This is a genomic window from Chitinophaga sp. 10T418 (assembly GCF_056394125.1).
The window spans coordinates 836,531-853,705 of record NZ_JBFTHG010000001.1 but is presented as its reverse complement, the minus strand read 5'-3'; the positions used below and the strand labels follow the sequence as shown (position 1 = coordinate 853,705).

Sequence of the window (17,175 nt, the reverse complement as noted above, 5' to 3'; positions counted from 1 at the left end):
CGGGAAACCGGAACGGGTGGTCCATTGTCATCCATTTCACCGAATAAAAATTTCGACTTGACACAACGCATATACCATGCCGGAAATGGATAAATATGATAGATTATTACTTAATGTATTACTTTTTCCAGTGCTTCTTCCAATGCTTCTCCACGCAGGTTCATCGCAACAATGCGACCTTGCGGATCGAGCAGGAAATTCTGTGGAATAGAATTGATCATATAAAGTTTAGCCACTGCACTGTCCCACCATTTCAGATCGCTTACATGATGCCAGGCAAGACCATCCTTTTCAATAGCAGCCGTCCATTTCGCCTGATCGCCGGTTCTATCGAGCGACACTCCCAGGATGTCAAAGTTTTTATCCTTGAAGCGGTTATACGCTTTTACCACGTTTGGATTTTCAGCGCGGCAAGGACCACACCAGCTCGCCCAGAAATCGAGCAACACATATTTACCACGCAGGTCAGAAAGCTTCATCGTTTTGCCATCCGGTGTGGCAGCAGAAAAATCAGGAGCTACCTGGTTCACAGCCAGTGTAGCCGATGCTTTCAGCAATGCTTCCGCTTTCAATCCTAAAGTGGATTGACGCAGTACCAGCGGAAATTTATCAAATACCTTTTGGGTACCTTCTACATCCATTACACGACCACCCATTTTTTTACGCAGGGTAACAAGACTCACATAATAATCAGGATGCGCCAGCATAAATTTTTCCTGCAGAGACTCCTGTTCTTCCATCAGCTTTCTGAAAGCCATGCTCATGTTGTAGTAACCCGTGGTATCTCTTGGTTCCGTCATCATCATATGCTGCGCAATAGCACGCAGGGAGTCCATGCTTTTGGTTTGGGTGACGGTGGTAGCATTCAGCTCATCCTGTTGTTTGGTAAAAGCTGAGCCTTTAATTTCAGCGCCATCCAGCAGATTCTGTGTCCCTGCATTTTTCAGCGTGAACTTCATGTTGTCCGTTGGCGTGATAAACAATGCGCGGTTACCGCTCTTTGTTTTATCATCTTTCAGACGGATGCTCAGCATAGCTTCGGCGGTATCTGCTACTTCGTAAGTCAGCTTAAAGGCGCCTTTTTCCACCAGGGCGGAATCTAATGGCTTATACCCGTTGCCTGCAGCTTTAAAGAGAAAGATGTATTCATTATCAAAGGCAGCAGGTACCTTACCTGTGATGGTCGCCTTCTTTTGTGCAAATGCGCCGGAAACAGCCACTGTTCCCAGGCAGATGAGGAGGATTCTTTTCATTCGTTTAATGATTGGTTGGTTTTGTCCGAAAGTATAAAAACGCTACCAACCCTTCAAATGCTTAATGACAGGCGGTCATGGTAAGATGTTTACCGGTTTTCTCACGGCAGCAACACGATCCTGCTGCCATTGGTTGTTTCCAGGTTCCAGGCAGCTGCCACTTCGCGCAGGGGCATTTCTATCAGATCTATTTCCAGCTTACCGGCAGCAGCACGCTTCATGACTTCCGGGAACGCTTTAAAGATAGCCTCCGGCGCTACACTACCACCACCACTACCCAGTATTTCCAGCCTGGAACTCCGCAATGCTGCTGCCGGAAGAGAAATATGACTGCCAGCCATAGCACCTACCTGTATCAGGCGGGTACGCGGCGCTTCTTTCATCAACTCCTTACCTGTGATGGCAGTGATCAGTGCGCTCACAGGCGCACCCCAGAGGTAATCAATCACCACATCATATGACTGGGCGGCAAAAGCTTTTATAAGGTCTTCCGGCGATTGATCCAATGCAATACACTCATCTGCTCCTAACGCCGGCAACTGCGCTAAAACGGCCTTATTACGGCCTGCGGCAATGACTTTACCTGCGCCCAGTTCTTTGGCGATTTGCACGGCCAGCTTACCTGCTGCGCCAGTAGCGCCCAGGATAAGCACTGTTTCACCGGGTTGTAATTGCCCACGGTGACTTAATGCCAGCCAGGAAGACATCGCCGGATTAAAAATGGCCGCAGCCATACTGTCGCTGATGCCATCAGGTAAAGACACACACCAGTTTTTATCCGCTACACCATATTCCGCCATGGTGCCATAAGGCTTGCGCAAACCGCCGAAATACACACGGGTACCATCTTCCAGCACCCCGGTGCCATCCACACCTGCCACAAAAGGCTGATCGCCTCCCGCTGAATAATGTTGCCCCGCCGCAATCGCTTTTACAATGGGATGTATAGCTGCCGCTTTCACCTTTACTATCTGTTCATGGTTACCCGGTACCGGATCGGGGAAGAATGTATATTGAGGAACCTGTCCTGCTTTGGCTACTATTGCTCCGTTCATAGTGATATCTGTTTTTTGATAAGCCAAAGGTCAGCCTCCAAAAAACAGGATCACTTTACAATTGTTAAGAAATTATTTCTGGAGCTTATTCCGGATACGGCTGAGAGAAACCGGCGTGATACCCAGGAAGGAGGCGATATACTGCAATGGCACCCGCTGTATAATACCGGGCTGCTCTTTAAGAAGGGCCTCATATCTTTCCTGAGGCGTGTCCCTGATCTGGGAAACAAACAACTTGCTATAATGCAACAGGCGCTGGAAAATAACTTCTTCCAGCTCCGCTTTAAACCCGGGAATACTGTTTACAATCGTGGTAAAATCGTCCTTTGCTATTTTGAGCAACTTTGACGGGGACAGTGTTTCTATTGTAAACATACTGGGCTGACCGGAACGAAAGCTTTCAATGGAGGATACTCCTTCCCCTTCAAAAAAGAACTGGAAAGAAGTATCCTTGCCTTTATTATTGAACCAAACACGTACACCACCTTCTACAATGTAATAAGCATAACGCGCCACCTTCCCTTCTTCCAGCAGAATGGTGCGGGCGGGTACGCTGATCTCTTCATAGAGATGCTGATATTGTTCCCAGGCTATGCGTAATGATTCATTCATATCTTACTCAACTGAAAATATCCCAGGTGAAGTTCATCCGCAGCAACAGCTGCAGCAGAGCTTATCTCCAACGTATACTTTTCTTTCAGATGTGCCGGGAAAATATCTTTCACTGTGTGCACATCGTCCACATCTACCCCATATTTATCATCTACATGGGAAGTAGCTGTTCCAAAAGTAGTATGCTTAAAAAAGGTGGTTTCTTTGGAAGCCCTGATAGCAGCGCCAATGTCTTTTTGTACGCTGAGGATTTTATAATGAAACTCTTCCATTTCATTTGGTTTGTAACCACCCAGGTTCAAAAAAAACAATTGCATGTCCTGATTAACCTCAGCAGGCTTTTCTACCACCCGGATCTGATGTCCATCTACCACATTCACTTCTCTCCAGCCGTCAATATGTAGTTTACCTTTTGCTTCCGGCCAGAAGGCCAGCATATCAGGAATAAGATCTCTCAATTGATTGCCAATCCCAAAGAATACATCATGTTGCTCTGTATGTCGCCCTTCCGGCGTACATCCCAGCAGCAACATGAACAATTTTAACTCCGCCATTTGTATTAATTTATACGCGGAAGTTAGGATAATTTTACTTTTCTTTCATCACCTCCCGGAGCTGTTGCTCTTTTGCGGCGCTCCAGTATTTACAATCGAGGTTAATAAACACAGAAGAGTAGGCAACCGTTGTATTTGTTTTCAACACCACCACTTTAAACAAGCCGGCTGTTTTATCCATCTTTGCAAAAACGGAATCATGTAACAACGTCTGTACCGACTGTCCCTTAAAAATTCCCTGCAACGTATCCCGGTAACCTCCGGTGCCCGGCACAAATGACAACTCCTTATCCAGATAAAGTATCGGGCTTACATGCGTTCCTTTATTCAGTTGTTGGATGGTATAGCTGGCCACTTCGGGCACCGTAGCATCGGTATTGATATACACCATGCCGGGAGCAGACTGCAGGGGAAATGCCTTGTCAGCAATAATAACCCAGTTGCGGTGTCCCAGCAGCGGCAGCAGGCTATCCAGCTGCGATTGCCAGGCTTGTGCTCCGCTGGCAGCTAATGGCTTATTCTCCGGTTTACAGGAAAACAGGTATATTACGGCAACGGCTATCTGAAAATATGATTTCATCTGTTATACAATTGTAATTTTAAGAGATTGTCCTGCTTTTATACGCAGCGGTGCAGGTAGTTGCAGGGTAACAAAACCGTTGGCTTCGGTGAAGACCGCCGGGGCTTTCTGACCGGCAATAGTCACCAGTTTTACACCACTATGTACAAAGCGCAGCGTTTGCAGGGACAGGCTGCCGTACTTCAACTGCAACATATGGTGCCCACCCTTTTGCGTATATGTGCCCCAACCTTCTGCAGTCACAAACGGCGATTTGAAATCGTCTTTGTTTAATGCAGGTGCAAAAGCAATATATCCCCTGGGACCGTGGTATTGAAAACCAGTAGCCGTAATGAAGGTACCGTAGCTGGCCATAGCACGTGCATAGTGATCACTGCACTCTATTTCATTAAATGGATTCCGCTTAAACGCATGATAACGGTCGTGCACCGCACGCGTCAGCGTGAGTGCTTCGTCGGTCATACCTTCTGCCATCATATGCGAAGCTACCTGGTGTTCAAATCCTGTCATACATTCATTGAAATATCCGAGCTGCCACGCATCTTTCACACCGAAAGGATATTGTTCATTACGGGGATTGGTATTCAGGATCATGCCTCCTTCTCCGGCCAATGCATAAGGCCTGCCGCCCGGATGTGCTACGATATATGGCCCTACATCCTGCTTGTAATTATATTTATACAAAGCCTTTAAAGCCGACAATGTTTTCTCTTTATCTATCACCCGGTCCATGCCTACCTGGAATGCCCAGCTCTGGCCATATACCTGGTCTATGTGACAGGTATTGTAAGATCCAATCACAGAACGCCCCTTCACCTTATCCGGCTGATGGATAAAGTATTCGCCGTTGAACAACTGCGTTTCCATATTCCTTCGCCCCTTTTCCGTATAGTCGTTACAGATAGTTGCAAAGGCAGTATCATTTACTTCGGCAGCCATCAGTGCAGCGGCTTTTACAGCAGCAATACACAATCCTACTATCCAGGCAATTTCTCCATCCCAAACGGCATCCAGTGTATTTTCCATCGGCGTATCCTCCATACCATCACCATTGCGGTCCTGGTGAATAATGAACAGCGTCGCCTTTTTAATATTGGTCCAGTTATGTTGCAGGAAGCTATTGTCTTTACTCATCTGATGCTCCCGGTAAATCCGTAACACCGCACCTGCCTGTCCATCAATAGCCGGGCGCTTCTCTGCTTCTCCTCTGAAAAGAATGCCTCCATCCGGCATTTGCCCGATGCCCAGATCTACACGGTGCCGGGTATCTCTTTCCAACGCCGGGAAAATACGGCCTACTGCCTGCGCATACTGCCATACGTGTGTGCAGGTACCTTCACAGGTCCCTACTCCTTCCCAGGCATAAAAACGGCCGGAGCGGAAACGATGAGCGGTGGTAGTGGCCAACGTGGAGATGTTCAGAAAAGTACGCTCCATAAACCACCACGGTAAGGTGGCATCATACCAGGTATCTTTCCACAAGCGGCTTTCACGGCTTAAGCGCGCATAATTTTTCTGCACATAGTTCATCACTGCTACGGCATCGGTAAACTGGTTGGTATAATATCGGCCTTCTCCCTGTATACCATTAAAATACAGGTTAGGTGTATACCAGCTAATGGCAAAATCATTTCGTATAGTCTTACCAGGTAGTATTTTATTCTGAACAGCAATACCGCCGGTTAGCTTGTCTGATACTGGTTTTATCGCCTGTTTGGCAGACATGAGCCTAAAATCAGCAGCTGATAATTCACCGGCCTGTATCATGGGATTCACCATTACCTGTGTACCAAAAGCGGCCAGGCAAAGATTACCATAATCATACTTTTTGCTGAACTCCTCATTGCTCCCCGTTTTCACCCGCACCGTGGCATGCACCCCCTGCCAGCCCGGCTGATTTACGACAGTATTTACCCGCTCATGTGCATCACCCGCGCTGTAAATGGCCGCTTTATTTTCCAGCCAACCAAGTATGGTAGCAGTTACCGGCGTAGTACCCTTGTTGATAATTTTGTAAGATAAGATGGTGACCGGTAAACCGGAATCATCTTCATTCAGCGGAATAAAAGGAGAAAAGGCTTCCAACACTATTTCCACAGGAAGCGCAGGATCTGTATACCGGATAGTGGCCATCGGGTAGGTAGCTTCAAAGCTGATCTCCGGCCAGCTCTCCTCGTCAAATTTCCGGATAATGGTTTTATGATCGTCCGTCAGCTGCAACGCAAATCCCTGATCCAGCGGACGGATATTTTTTGAAGGCGCAATATAACAGGCGCCATCACGGGAACGAACTTTTTTTCCACCATCCAATACATTCACGCCATAGTCTACCACCTTAGGTTCTATGCCTTCCTGGTTTTTATTGAAAATATCCCATAGCCACAAACGCCCGTCACCACCCAGGTACAGGGTACCGCACATAATACCGCCTACAGGCATCCCAATATATTGCAGTTCATTTTTGCTTTTGAGATAAGTGGTAACGGTGCCGCGTTCATACAAAGAAGCGATCCACGCTGCATCTGGCTGACGGGTAGTGAGCAGGTAATGAGGATTAGCCCATATGGCGTTGCCTACTACCGGCAGACGCACGGCCAGTGCACCAGCCATGGTTAATCCAATATTTCTTAAAAACTTTCTCCTTTCAATACCCATAAATGAAATCGTTTATTTCCATGAAACCGTTTGTGTGAGATTTTTATTTTTATCCGGGGCAGGGAATCTTTTAAAAAGGAGTAGGCGAATTTAGACAAGCCGGGCATCAAATGCAGGCATAATGCCTCGGAAGCATTACTATCATTGTTCAATGCCATATTCTCCTGCCAGGTGCTGATCATAACGAGCGTGTAAGGCAATATATACAACCTTTAGGAACGTTGTACCTGCATGTTAAACCAGTGTCATGATATGTGAAAAAATCATTACCGCATAAAAAAAAGGCGACATCCTCCACCAGGATGCCGCCGTCTTCCGCTAAAAATATGATTTATTGTACGATCAATGTGCTGATGGAATGCGGTAAGCTCTTGGTAGCTGCCGCCTTCCCTGCTATCCACAAATGGAAAGGAATTTCTTTATCGGTAGTATTCATCACCACTACCGCCAGTTTGCCATCTGTATTCACAAAAGCGGTGGTTTGCAGCATGGAACGGCTGGAAGAACTCGCCACCCGCTTAGCACCCGGACGAATGAATTTAGAAAAATGTCCGAGGTAATAATATGCGTTGGTATAAATCAATTCTCCTTTTTGGGTGTCGGCATGCACGGGTGCAAAGCAGAAATTACCCACGTGATTAGGGCCCCCATGTTCATCCAGGAGGATGTTCCAGTCTGTCCAGGCTACGGTGCCGGCGTTAAAATCTCCTATCAGCGAAGCGCCATATTTCTCTCCTATAAACCAATCATGCACTTTGGCCATGTCAAATTTTTCTATACAGCCCTCTGTAAACACCAGGGGTTTGTCAGGAAAAGCTTCGTGTACCAGGCGCTCATTCTGGAATTGCATTTCACTCCCCGTCCAGGTTTCATACCAATGGTAACCGATGCCCCAGATATATTTGGCAGCTGCAGGATCATGCAACAGTGTACTGGCACGTTGATACATCAGGTCGCGATTATGATCCCAGGCGATGAGCTTTTTGTTGCCCATACCCGCCTTTTTTAAGGTGGGTCCCAGGTAACCTTTGATGAAATCACGCTCTTCTTCTGCGGTATAAATACAGGACTCCCATTTCTGTTTGGCCATTGGTTCATTCTGTACAGAAAGTCCCCATACCGGGATACCCAATGCTTCGTATGCTTTGATAAACTTCACATAGTGATTGGCCCATGCCTGGTAAAATGATTTTAACAAATGGCCTCCCTGCAATACATTGTTATTGTCTTTCATCCATGCAGGAGGACTCCAGGGGCTTACAAATAACGGGAGCTTCCCGCCGGCGGCGGCGATGGCTGCCTTGATAAAAGGAATGCGGTATTGTTTGTCGTGGTCTACATTGAAGGTTTTCAATGCCGAATCGTTTTCTGCAGTATAGCTATAGGTACTGCTGGAAAAATCACAACTCTGTATATTTGTTCTTGAAAACGTATATCCGATACCGTTGTGAATATCATAATATGCTTTCAGCAACTCCTGCTGTTTTGCTTTAGACAGCTTGGCATATGTTTCCGCCGAAGCATCCGTGAGGGCGCCGCCAATACCGATAAAAGTCTGAAAGCTTTTCCTGGCATCTACAAACACGCAGGGCTCTGTTTCCAGCGGCTGCGGCATGTTGGTAAATTCAAGTGTAGCCGTTTGCGTTAGCCGAAGGTCAGTATTTTCTGCGGTGGTAATCACCGTTACTTTTTTCTGCTGACTGTATCCGCTGCCGGCTATGGCAAGCAGGCAGGCGCCTGTTAAAAATATCTTCTTCATAAATTATTTTACTGTCTTTTACCAAACATAAGTCGCTACCTCTCCACTATTCAGAGAAGCGGTGGCCAGTTTATTATTTACTTTAATCTGGAAAGTTTGTGGCGTTGTTTCGTTGTTGACAACAATCAGTACTTTCTTACCTGCAGGCGTTCTAAACGCCACATTATCCAGTTTACCGGGAATATTGGAAGCAATCCTTACTGCACCTGCCGGCACAAACTTAGACGCATGGCCTATTACATAGTAGGAGGAATTACGCGACACCGCATTGCCATCAATGGTGATACCTCCCAGGCACTGGGAACAACCACCTTTATCTGTATGAGGATTCCACTGGGCATCCGCTGCCAGATTCCACTGCAGTACATTACGACTCCAGTTGCGGGTAGCACCGATAATGAGTTTACCCGTATTATTTTTCAGTTCATTGGCATAGCTGCCTTTGCCGTCCGACCATTGCTCCGTGAAGTACAGGTTCTTTGCAGGAAATTGCTCATGCACCGTGCTCAGTGCGTCAATGGTGCCACCATACAAATGAAAGGCTGCGCCATCTATAAAAGGATAAGCAGCAGGATCTTTTAATATACTGATAGGGTACTCCGGTTTATCGCAGTTATGATCATACAGTATGATCTTTGTTTTTATACCTCCCTTTTTAAAAGCGGGTCCCAGATGGTCTTTAATAAATACGGCCTGCTCTGGCGCCAGCATCAGCATGCTGGGATTATTTTTTGGATGCAGCGGTTCATTCTGAATGGTGATGGCATCAATGGTGATACCAGCAGCTTTCATCTCCCTTACATACTTCACAAAATACTGCGCATAGGCAGCATAACACTCCGGCTTCAAACTACCGCCGATAAAGGAGTTATTGGTTTTCATCCAGGCCGGAGGCGTCCAGGGAGAACCTAATATTTTAATAGCCGGATTCAATGCCACAATTTTTTGTAACACCGGGATCAGGTCTTTTTTTTCTTCGTTGAGATTGAAATGCTGTAGTTCCGGATCTGTTTCCCCGTCAGGCATATCATCATAGGTAAATACAGAAGCACTCAGGTCGGAGGCGCCGATGCTGAGGCGGAGATAGCTGATACCAATGCCATTACCTTTTGTCAGGAAGAGTTCCTGCAACAATGCTTTTTGCTGTGCTGCCGGCAGTTGGTTAATCAGGGTAGCGCTGCCGCCGGTGAGGGTAAAACCAAAACCATCTATCTGCTGAAATTTTTTTGCTTCTTCTACTACAATGGTAGCAATACCTTTGTCTGTAGCGGTAAAGGGCAGCGTATTGGGTTGTTGCTGCAGGGCTATTGATTTTTCGGGAGAAGTTAACCAGTAACTGATCTCATTTGATTTTTTCTGCTGGCTTTTAACAGTGGTGGAAATGCCTGCCGCCAGGGCGAGGCAACACAAAAGCTGACTGGTTCTCTTCATAGCAAAAAGGAATTGTTAATGGACAAAAGTAATCCCGAATTCCGAAAATTCCTGTTGTTGTTATTTTGTCTGGCAAGAAATAAAATAACTACAACAGGAATTCTCAAAATCCGGGAATACCGGCGGGGTTATTGTCCGCCCCACTCAGGAGTTTGCTTCAGTTTTGTATTTTCCAGTTCCAGGTAAGGAATAGGCAATATTTCATTTTTTCCTGCCTTAAAGGTTCTGTTAGGAATAGCATTCAGCACTGCTGCTGCCTGACCGCTTCTCACGAGGTCAAAGAAACGGTGTCCTTCTCCTGCCAGTTCCAGGCGTCTTTCTTTAAAAATATTATCATAAGTGGCATCTATAGCAGTCAGACCTACACGGGCACGCACGGCATTCAGCAACTGGTAAGCACGTGTACCGGCACCGCTGCCTTCTCCAGCTTTCACGCGGGCTTCTGCTTCCATCAGGTAAGTATCCGCCAAACGGATCTCATACAGATTCTGAGGAAAGTTCAACTCCATGTTACCACCACCTTTTGAAATATTGGCAGTACGGCCAACAAATTTATTCAGGAAGAAACCGGTGTCATCAAAGCTGGGAGAATACGTAGCTTTTTTTGCATCCACCAGCTCTTTCATATTTAAGATAGTAGCGGCATAGCGCGGATCACCTTTCATCACTGCCTCCAGTTCTTTGGAGACGATCAAAAAGCCCCAACCAGCTACATACTGGGATACTTCATTAGTGGCGGGTGTAGGTGTAAGACTACGTGGACCACAAAGAATATTCAGCATGTTACCATCGGTCTTCGCCACGCCGTCTGTCCAGTTACCACCGGAAGTAGAAGTATAAGATACTTCGAAGATAGATTCCGTGTTAAATTTGAAGGCATCGTCTGACTTCCAGAGGTCGGCAAAATTCGCTACCAGGTTATAGCCATATTTACCGCTGGGCTGTCCGGGTGTTTCTCCATTCACTTCTTTAAATTCAGCAGCCGCTTCTGTCCATTTCTTTTCATATAAATACACCTTACCCAGCAAAGCATGTGCAATACCTTTACCCATGCGCCCACCTTCTGAAACGCGTGGGGGAACATCCGGCAGGTTGGTTTCAGCAATACCATCTTTCAAATCCTGTTCAATTTGTTTATACACATCTTCAGGAGTTGCCTGGGTAACGGTTTTTACTTCTTCCGGTGTAAGCGGTTTCGTCATCAGCGGTACACTCTTGAATAAACGAACCAGGTCGAAATAGAAATGTGCCCGCAATACTTTCGCTTCCGCTGCATATCTCTTCTTCAGGTTATCATCCATCGGCACATTAGGCAACTTGGCTAATAACACATTTGCACGGTTAACGCCGGAAAAGCCTTTTTTCCACAGCTCTTCCTGCGGTCCTGTAAGAGGTGTTAACATGCTTAAGCGGGTCATTACCTGGAATACATTGATATCGGCCGGACCGCCACCACCTGTCCAGTGATCATCAGAAGCGGCATCCATGGCGCCTGTTTTATTGGTATAGTTGCCGGCCTGGTATCCTACCATATCGTAGATGGCTACCAGTCCATTAAAGGCTTCCTGCTGGTTCTGATAGTAGCTGCTCTCCAGGAAATTACCTTTCGGAGCAACGGTTACAAATTTATCACTACAGCCACCCATCAACTGCAAACCTGCTGTAATAGCTACTATATATTTTAAGTTTTTTCTTTTCATTTTTAATCAGCTTTAAAGTTATCAGAAAGTAACATTCAAACCACCCATAAAGGAACGTGCCTGTGGGTATACACCACGGTCAACACTCAACGCATCGGTGCCACCAATTTCAGGATCGTAACCGGTATACTTGGTGATCGTCAACAGGTTTTCACTCATTATGTATACACGTATTTTCTGTAAACCAATTCTTTTAACTACGGTAGATGGCAGAGAATATCCTATCTGTATCGTTTTAAGTCTGAAGTAACCACCATCTTCCAGGTAGAAAGAAGATAACCTGTTGTAGTTGTTGTTAGCATCTGTTTGTGTCAGCCTTGGATAAGTAGTAGAGTGATTCTCTGGTGTCCAGCGCTCCAGCGCTTTGGTAGACCAGTTGGCATTTGGAATGTCCAGGCGGCGTAATCCCTGGAAGATTTTATTACCAGAAGCGCCCTGACCGAATGCTACTATATCAAAGCCCTTGTAGGCAGCGCTGATGGTCAAACCATACGTCCAGCTTGGCGTTGGATTACCAATAAAAGTGCGGTCATTGTCACTGATCAATCCATCTCCATCACGATCAGCCCACTGAAAATCTCCGGGTTTCGCATTTGGCTGTATTTTCTGACCAGCCTTGTTAGTGTACTCATCTATTGATTTCTGATCCTGGAAAATACCCAGTGACTCAAAACCATAGAATGAGTTAAAGGCTTGTCCTACCTGCGTTCTTACAATACCAGGCATGTTCTGGAAATTCACATCTTTACCATCTAACTTTTCTACACCGTCACCCAGGAAAGTCACCTTATTTTTCATATAAGATGCATTACCATTGGCAGAAAACTCTACCTCACCAATTTTGGCATGATAACCCAGTTCCAGCTCAACACCATTATTAGTCATACTTCCCACATTGGCAGCAGAGTTGGCAATAGCACCGGTAAATAAAGGAAGACGGGGCTTCATCAGGATGTCTTTTGTTTTCTTGCTGTACCAGTCGAAGGCGATAGTAAAATTGCGTAACAAGGTTGCTTCAAAACCAACGTTCGTCTGAGTGGTAGATTCCCATTTCAGGTTAGGGTTGGCGGGTGCATTAGGACTGTACCCTACATTGAAATTGTTTAATCCGAAATTATAGTTTCTGCCGCTACCGATAGTGGATTCATAAGCTCCATCATCAATATCATCACTCCCTACGGTACCATGGCCACCGCGGAATTTCAGGAATTCCACTACTTTATTTTCAGGCCAGAAGCTTTCTTTTGAAGCTACCCATCCCAATGAATAGGAAGGGAAAATACCATATTTATGATTCGGTCCAAAACGGGTAGAACCATCCCGGCGCAGAATACCTTCTACCAGGTATTTTTCTCCATAGTTATAGTTGATACGTCCGAAAAGGGAAGATACTTTGTGATCCACATTTTCCTTACCATCAGAGATACGATTGGCGGCAGCTGATTTGAAATTAAGCGATGCCTGCTCAAAAGTTTCCGCAGGAATATCATAGAATAATACGTTGGTTTCTTTCAAACGATTATCCATATAAGCACCCTGACCAGCCAGTAAAGTAATATTATGCTTATTGAAACTACGTGTATAGGATACTGTATTTTCCAGGTTCCATGCATAGCTTTGGTGCTGACCACGGTTAAAGGAAGTACGTGTGCCTTTAGAGACGCTGTTGTAATAGTAAATCGGCGTAAACGTTTCATCACCCCAGAAAGAAATTTTGGCCCCAAGTGTGGAACGGAATTTTAGTCCTTTAACAGGTTCCATTTCCAGGAAAGTATTACCTACCACGTTATGTGACCAGTTATAATTGCCCAGGTGTGTACTGATATATGCCAGTGGATTTGCAATCTCCTGTGTTACAGAGCTGGAAATACCATAAAACTGGCCTGCCGCATTTTTGCGGGCGCCCTTCTGCAGGTATTCACCAGTGGATGATTCCGCGGGATCAGTAATCACCGCCTTGGTGATCGGATCCAGGTTGATAGCAGAACTCAGCGGACCGCCAAACTCATTATTGGTGTTACCAATGCCGATATTTTTCTCGTAAGAATAACCTACGTTTTCACCCCAGGTAAGCCATGGTGTAATTTTATGTATAGAATTCAAACGGAAGTTAACGCGTTCGTATTTGGAGATCTCGGAGGCAATCACACCATTCTGTTTCAGGTATCCGAAAGAGGTATAAAAAGTGGATTTATCACTGCCTCCGCTGATGCTCAGTTCGTGGTTCTGACGGATCGCATTGTTGTTGAAGATTTCCGCCTGCCAGTCGGTGCCCTTTCCATAAGAAGAAGGGTTGGCAAATGGTAAAGGTTTACCATCATTGGCTGCTGTTTCATTTCTTAAAGTAGCATATTGGGTAGCATCCAGTAGTTTCAGTTTGCGTGCAGGAGCGGAAGTACCTAAATAACCGTTATAGCTAACAGATATTTTACCTGCCTTCCCTTTTTTGGTAGTCACCAGGATGACACCCGCGGCAGCACGTGCACCATAAATAGCCTGGGAAGCGGCATCTTTCAATACTTCTACAGATTCTATGTCATATTGGTTCAGGTAACTGATGCCACCATTGTCTACCACTACTCCATCTATTACCCACAATGGATTGTTATTATTGAAAGAGGTAATCCCCCTCACACGTACAGAAGAAGCAGATCCTGGTTGTCCGGAGCTGGCAGCTACCGTTAAACCGGATGTACGGCCCTGTAATACCTGCTCAATACGGGTAACTGGCTGCGACTCGATGTCCGCAGCGCGCACACTGGAAATAGCGCCGGTCACCACACTCTTTTTCTGGATACCATAACCTACTACTACGGTTTCTGTAAGCGCCGTGTTAGCCGGTTTTAATTGTATCCGCATTGGACCGGTAGCAACAGCCACCGTTTTACTGTCGTAGCCAATAAAGGATATCAGCAGGAACACCCTGCTGTTAGGTACTCTCAGACTAAATTTTCCTTCCCCATCTGCCGCGGTACCACTACCGGAATTTTGTATCCGTATGGTTGCTCCCGGAATGGGATCACCTGCTTCGTTTACGATTCTTCCGGTAACCGTGATGCTGGAATCTGCCGCGCCCTTCTCCGGGAATACATTCACCAGGGTAATACGGTTTCCTTCCACCACATAAGCCAATGGCTTATTCCTCAAACAGATRTCCAACGCCTCCTTTACGGATACATTGGTAACGTCTACATTGACATTAGCGAAAGAAGACAGTAAAGCCTCATCATACACCACGGAAACACCCGCCTGTCGGGCTACTTCTTTCAGCACTTTCTTTAGTGGTGCATTCTTTTCCGAGAGGGTGATCTGCTGCGACAATCCTTTTGCGCTGATATGCAGGCAAGCTGTGAGTAGCAAAAAGGCGGTCATTTTCATAACGCAGAACATTTTGGTTGATAGTAATTTCCGGGTACAGGAAATTATACCACATAAGTTTAATTGCATACTTTTGTAGTGTTTGGGAATTCTTGTAAAATAGTTCTTCGATTAAGGGATTGATTTTCAAGGGATGCCCAGACTCATACCGGCAGTGTTGCGAGCACTTCCGGTTTTTTTTGGGCATACGTTCCCTGACTAGCTTGTCTCGGTTGTTGCCATCTTGTTTAAAAATTTATCAGTTTCTACTTTTTATACGTGGTTGCCGCAACGTGGAAGCAGCAATTTTCAAGCAATTATCTTATAACGGTTAATTTTCTTCCTTCCAGATTAAACCTGGCGCCACTGCTCTCCAGCAATGACAGCATTTCTGACAATGGCAGATTCCTGTTGATCCTACCTCCAAACAATCGTTTATCCACTATTTTAGTATCTACGTCTATATCATACCAACGGGCTAACTGCCGCAAAATGACATTTATATTGGCATTATCGAATTCAAAAAATCCGGTTTTCCATGCCACCACTTCCTGTACATCTGCATTACGGACAGACATTACACCGGTGCTGTTATCAATAGCCGCTTGCTGTCCGGGCTTCAGGTATTTTTCCACTGCCCCCTGTTTCACTTTTACCGCGCCACTCACCAGCGTTGTTCTCAATTCCTCTTCATCATCATACGCCATAATATCGAAGCCCGTACCTAATACCTGCACTTCCATGCTATTCACTTTTACGACAAAAGGCTGTTTGGCATTTTTCTTCACTTCAAAATAACCCTGCCCCTGCATTTCCACTGTACGGTTATTACCGGTAAAAGCAGTGGGATAGCGTAAGCTCGAAGCTGAATTCAGCCATACCTGTGTACCATCTGGCAACACAATGGTAAACTGACCACCACGTGGCACTTTCAGCATGTTATAGCCAATGGAAGCATTATTGCCGGCTGTTGCATATTGCAGCTCTCCATTCTTCTGTTCCACCTTGGTTCCTCCCTGTTGTATTACCTGGTTACCTGCACTGTCTAATGTTACTACTGATCCATCTGCCAATGTAAGCACCGCCTTGTTGGTACCCGGTTGCACATCGGCTACTTTTAAGGCCAATACCGGCGCCTTTACAGCCTTGGGTAAATTATAAAACACAGTAACTCCCGTTACGAGTAATACCGCAACAGCAGCAGCAACACCCCATTTCCACCGCTGGGAAACTTTCATCTGAACTACCTTTTCCCGACCGATAGATTCCAGTAACCTGGCTTCAATGCGGTTACTTAATTCCTCCGGCACTGCAGGCTGCGCTTTCATGATACGTTCGAAATCCTGTTGCATCACTGCCAGCAGCGGCTTATGCGTATCCGAAGAAAGCAGCCAGCTATACAAAGTGGCCATCTCCTCCGGGCTGCATTGCCCGTCAAGATATTTTTTCAGTAATGCTTCCTGGTAGTCTTCCGGTTGATTCATTATAATGATGCAGGACCATTTAAACACAAGTCCTGTATATAATATCCGGAAATAAAGAAAGAGGGTACCCCTGGGGAAAAATATTTTTTTAAATAACGGTAGTGATCAGCAATACCGCCACCAGGATATCCCCATGACGGAAAATATAATCCTGTATAAACCGCATACTGAGCACCATATGTTTTTTGACAGTATCACGGGAGATACCCAATATGGCAGCGGCTTCATCATATGTTTTACCTTCCTGCCGGCAAAGACGGAATACATTCAAACGCTGACTGGTCATCTGACTCAATGCTTCCTGGAAAAGACGGTCGTATTCCCGCGCTCTCACAGCCAGGTCTGTTAATCCAGCATCCTGATGCACCAGCTGCAGAAACAATTGCTCCCGCATCTGCTCATCAGTTGATAATTTGGCAATGGTTTTGAAAACATGGTTGCGGGCAATCCGGTAAAGATAACCACTGAAAGAGAGCTGTGGGTTAATACGTGCCCTGATTTCCCAAACCTTCAGAAATACATCATGAACAAGGTCCTCCGCCAGGGAAGGCACTTTGCAAAAGCGTAACAGGTAGATATAGAGTGAAGAATGGTAGTGCCGGTAAATACTGGAAAAAGCCAATTCATCGCCTCCTATCATCCTCAACAACACTTCCTCTTCTGATGGCATTCGCTCCATTGAGTATAACAATTTTTAAATGATGCACACCGTTCGGATGTAAATTATAAAAAAGC

12 protein-coding genes are annotated in these 17,175 nt (G+C 45.8%); all 12 read right to left on the bottom strand.

Annotation, left to right across the window (positions count from 1 at the left end; translation table 11 throughout):
- Window positions 1–110: 110 nt before the first annotated feature.
- The 12 genes from AC1DCV_RS03615 to AC1DCV_RS03560 all read right to left on the bottom strand — a co-directional run bounded on the left by AC1DCV_RS03615 (window position 111) and on the right by AC1DCV_RS03560 (window position 17,119).
- On the bottom strand, window positions 111–1,253 hold the full coding sequence (locus AC1DCV_RS03615; RefSeq protein WP_477021871.1) for a redoxin domain-containing protein: 1,143 nt from the start codon (window positions 1,251–1,253) through the stop codon (window positions 111–113).
- A gap of 101 nt (window positions 1,254–1,354) precedes the next feature.
- Complete coding sequence (locus AC1DCV_RS03610; RefSeq protein WP_477021870.1) at window positions 1,355–2,308, bottom strand: quinone oxidoreductase family protein; 954 nt, start codon at window positions 2,306–2,308, stop codon at window positions 1,355–1,357.
- 72 nt (window positions 2,309–2,380) lie between these two features.
- Window positions 2,381–2,920 (bottom strand): Crp/Fnr family transcriptional regulator, encoded by a 540-nt coding sequence (locus AC1DCV_RS03605; protein WP_477021869.1) that lies wholly within the window; start codon window positions 2,918–2,920, stop codon window positions 2,381–2,383.
- Entirely contained in the window at window positions 2,917–3,474 is a 558-nt protein-coding gene (locus AC1DCV_RS03600) for a DUF1543 domain-containing protein (protein WP_477021868.1), read from the bottom strand. The genes AC1DCV_RS03605 and AC1DCV_RS03600 overlap by 4 nt, the downstream gene beginning before the upstream one ends.
- A gap of 34 nt (window positions 3,475–3,508) precedes the next feature.
- A complete protein-coding gene (locus AC1DCV_RS03595) occupies window positions 3,509–4,054 on the bottom strand; it encodes a hypothetical protein (RefSeq protein WP_477021867.1) in 546 nt (181 codons plus the stop codon).
- A 3-nt stretch (window positions 4,055–4,057) separates the two neighbouring features.
- Entirely contained in the window at window positions 4,058–6,709 is a 2,652-nt protein-coding gene (locus tag AC1DCV_RS03590; protein WP_477021866.1) for a GH116 family glycosyl-hydrolase, read from the bottom strand.
- 331 nt (window positions 6,710–7,040) lie between these two features.
- Window positions 7,041–8,468: a glycoside hydrolase family 30 protein gene (locus AC1DCV_RS03585; protein WP_477021865.1), complete on the bottom strand. Its 1,428-nt coding sequence runs from the start codon at window positions 8,466–8,468 to the stop codon at window positions 7,041–7,043.
- Window positions 8,469–8,486: 18 nt separating this feature from the next.
- Window positions 8,487–9,899: a glycoside hydrolase family 30 protein gene (locus tag AC1DCV_RS03580; protein WP_477021864.1), complete on the bottom strand. Its 1,413-nt coding sequence runs from the start codon at window positions 9,897–9,899 to the stop codon at window positions 8,487–8,489.
- A gap of 128 nt (window positions 9,900–10,027) precedes the next feature.
- A complete protein-coding gene (locus AC1DCV_RS03575) occupies window positions 10,028–11,599 on the bottom strand; it encodes a RagB/SusD family nutrient uptake outer membrane protein (protein WP_477021863.1) in 1,572 nt (523 codons plus the stop codon).
- A 21-nt stretch (window positions 11,600–11,620) separates the two neighbouring features.
- Complete coding sequence (locus AC1DCV_RS03570) at window positions 11,621–14,977, bottom strand: TonB-dependent receptor (RefSeq protein WP_477021862.1); 3,357 nt, start codon at window positions 14,975–14,977, stop codon at window positions 11,621–11,623.
- A gap of 296 nt (window positions 14,978–15,273) precedes the next feature.
- Window positions 15,274–16,440, bottom strand: a complete 1,167-nt coding sequence (locus AC1DCV_RS03565; protein WP_477021861.1) for a FecR domain-containing protein — start codon at window positions 16,438–16,440, stop codon at window positions 15,274–15,276.
- Window positions 16,441–16,528: 88 nt separating this feature from the next.
- Window positions 16,529–17,119: an RNA polymerase sigma factor gene (locus AC1DCV_RS03560; protein ID WP_477021860.1), complete on the bottom strand. Its 591-nt coding sequence runs from the start codon at window positions 17,117–17,119 to the stop codon at window positions 16,529–16,531.
- Window positions 17,120–17,175: the final 56 nt, after the last annotated feature.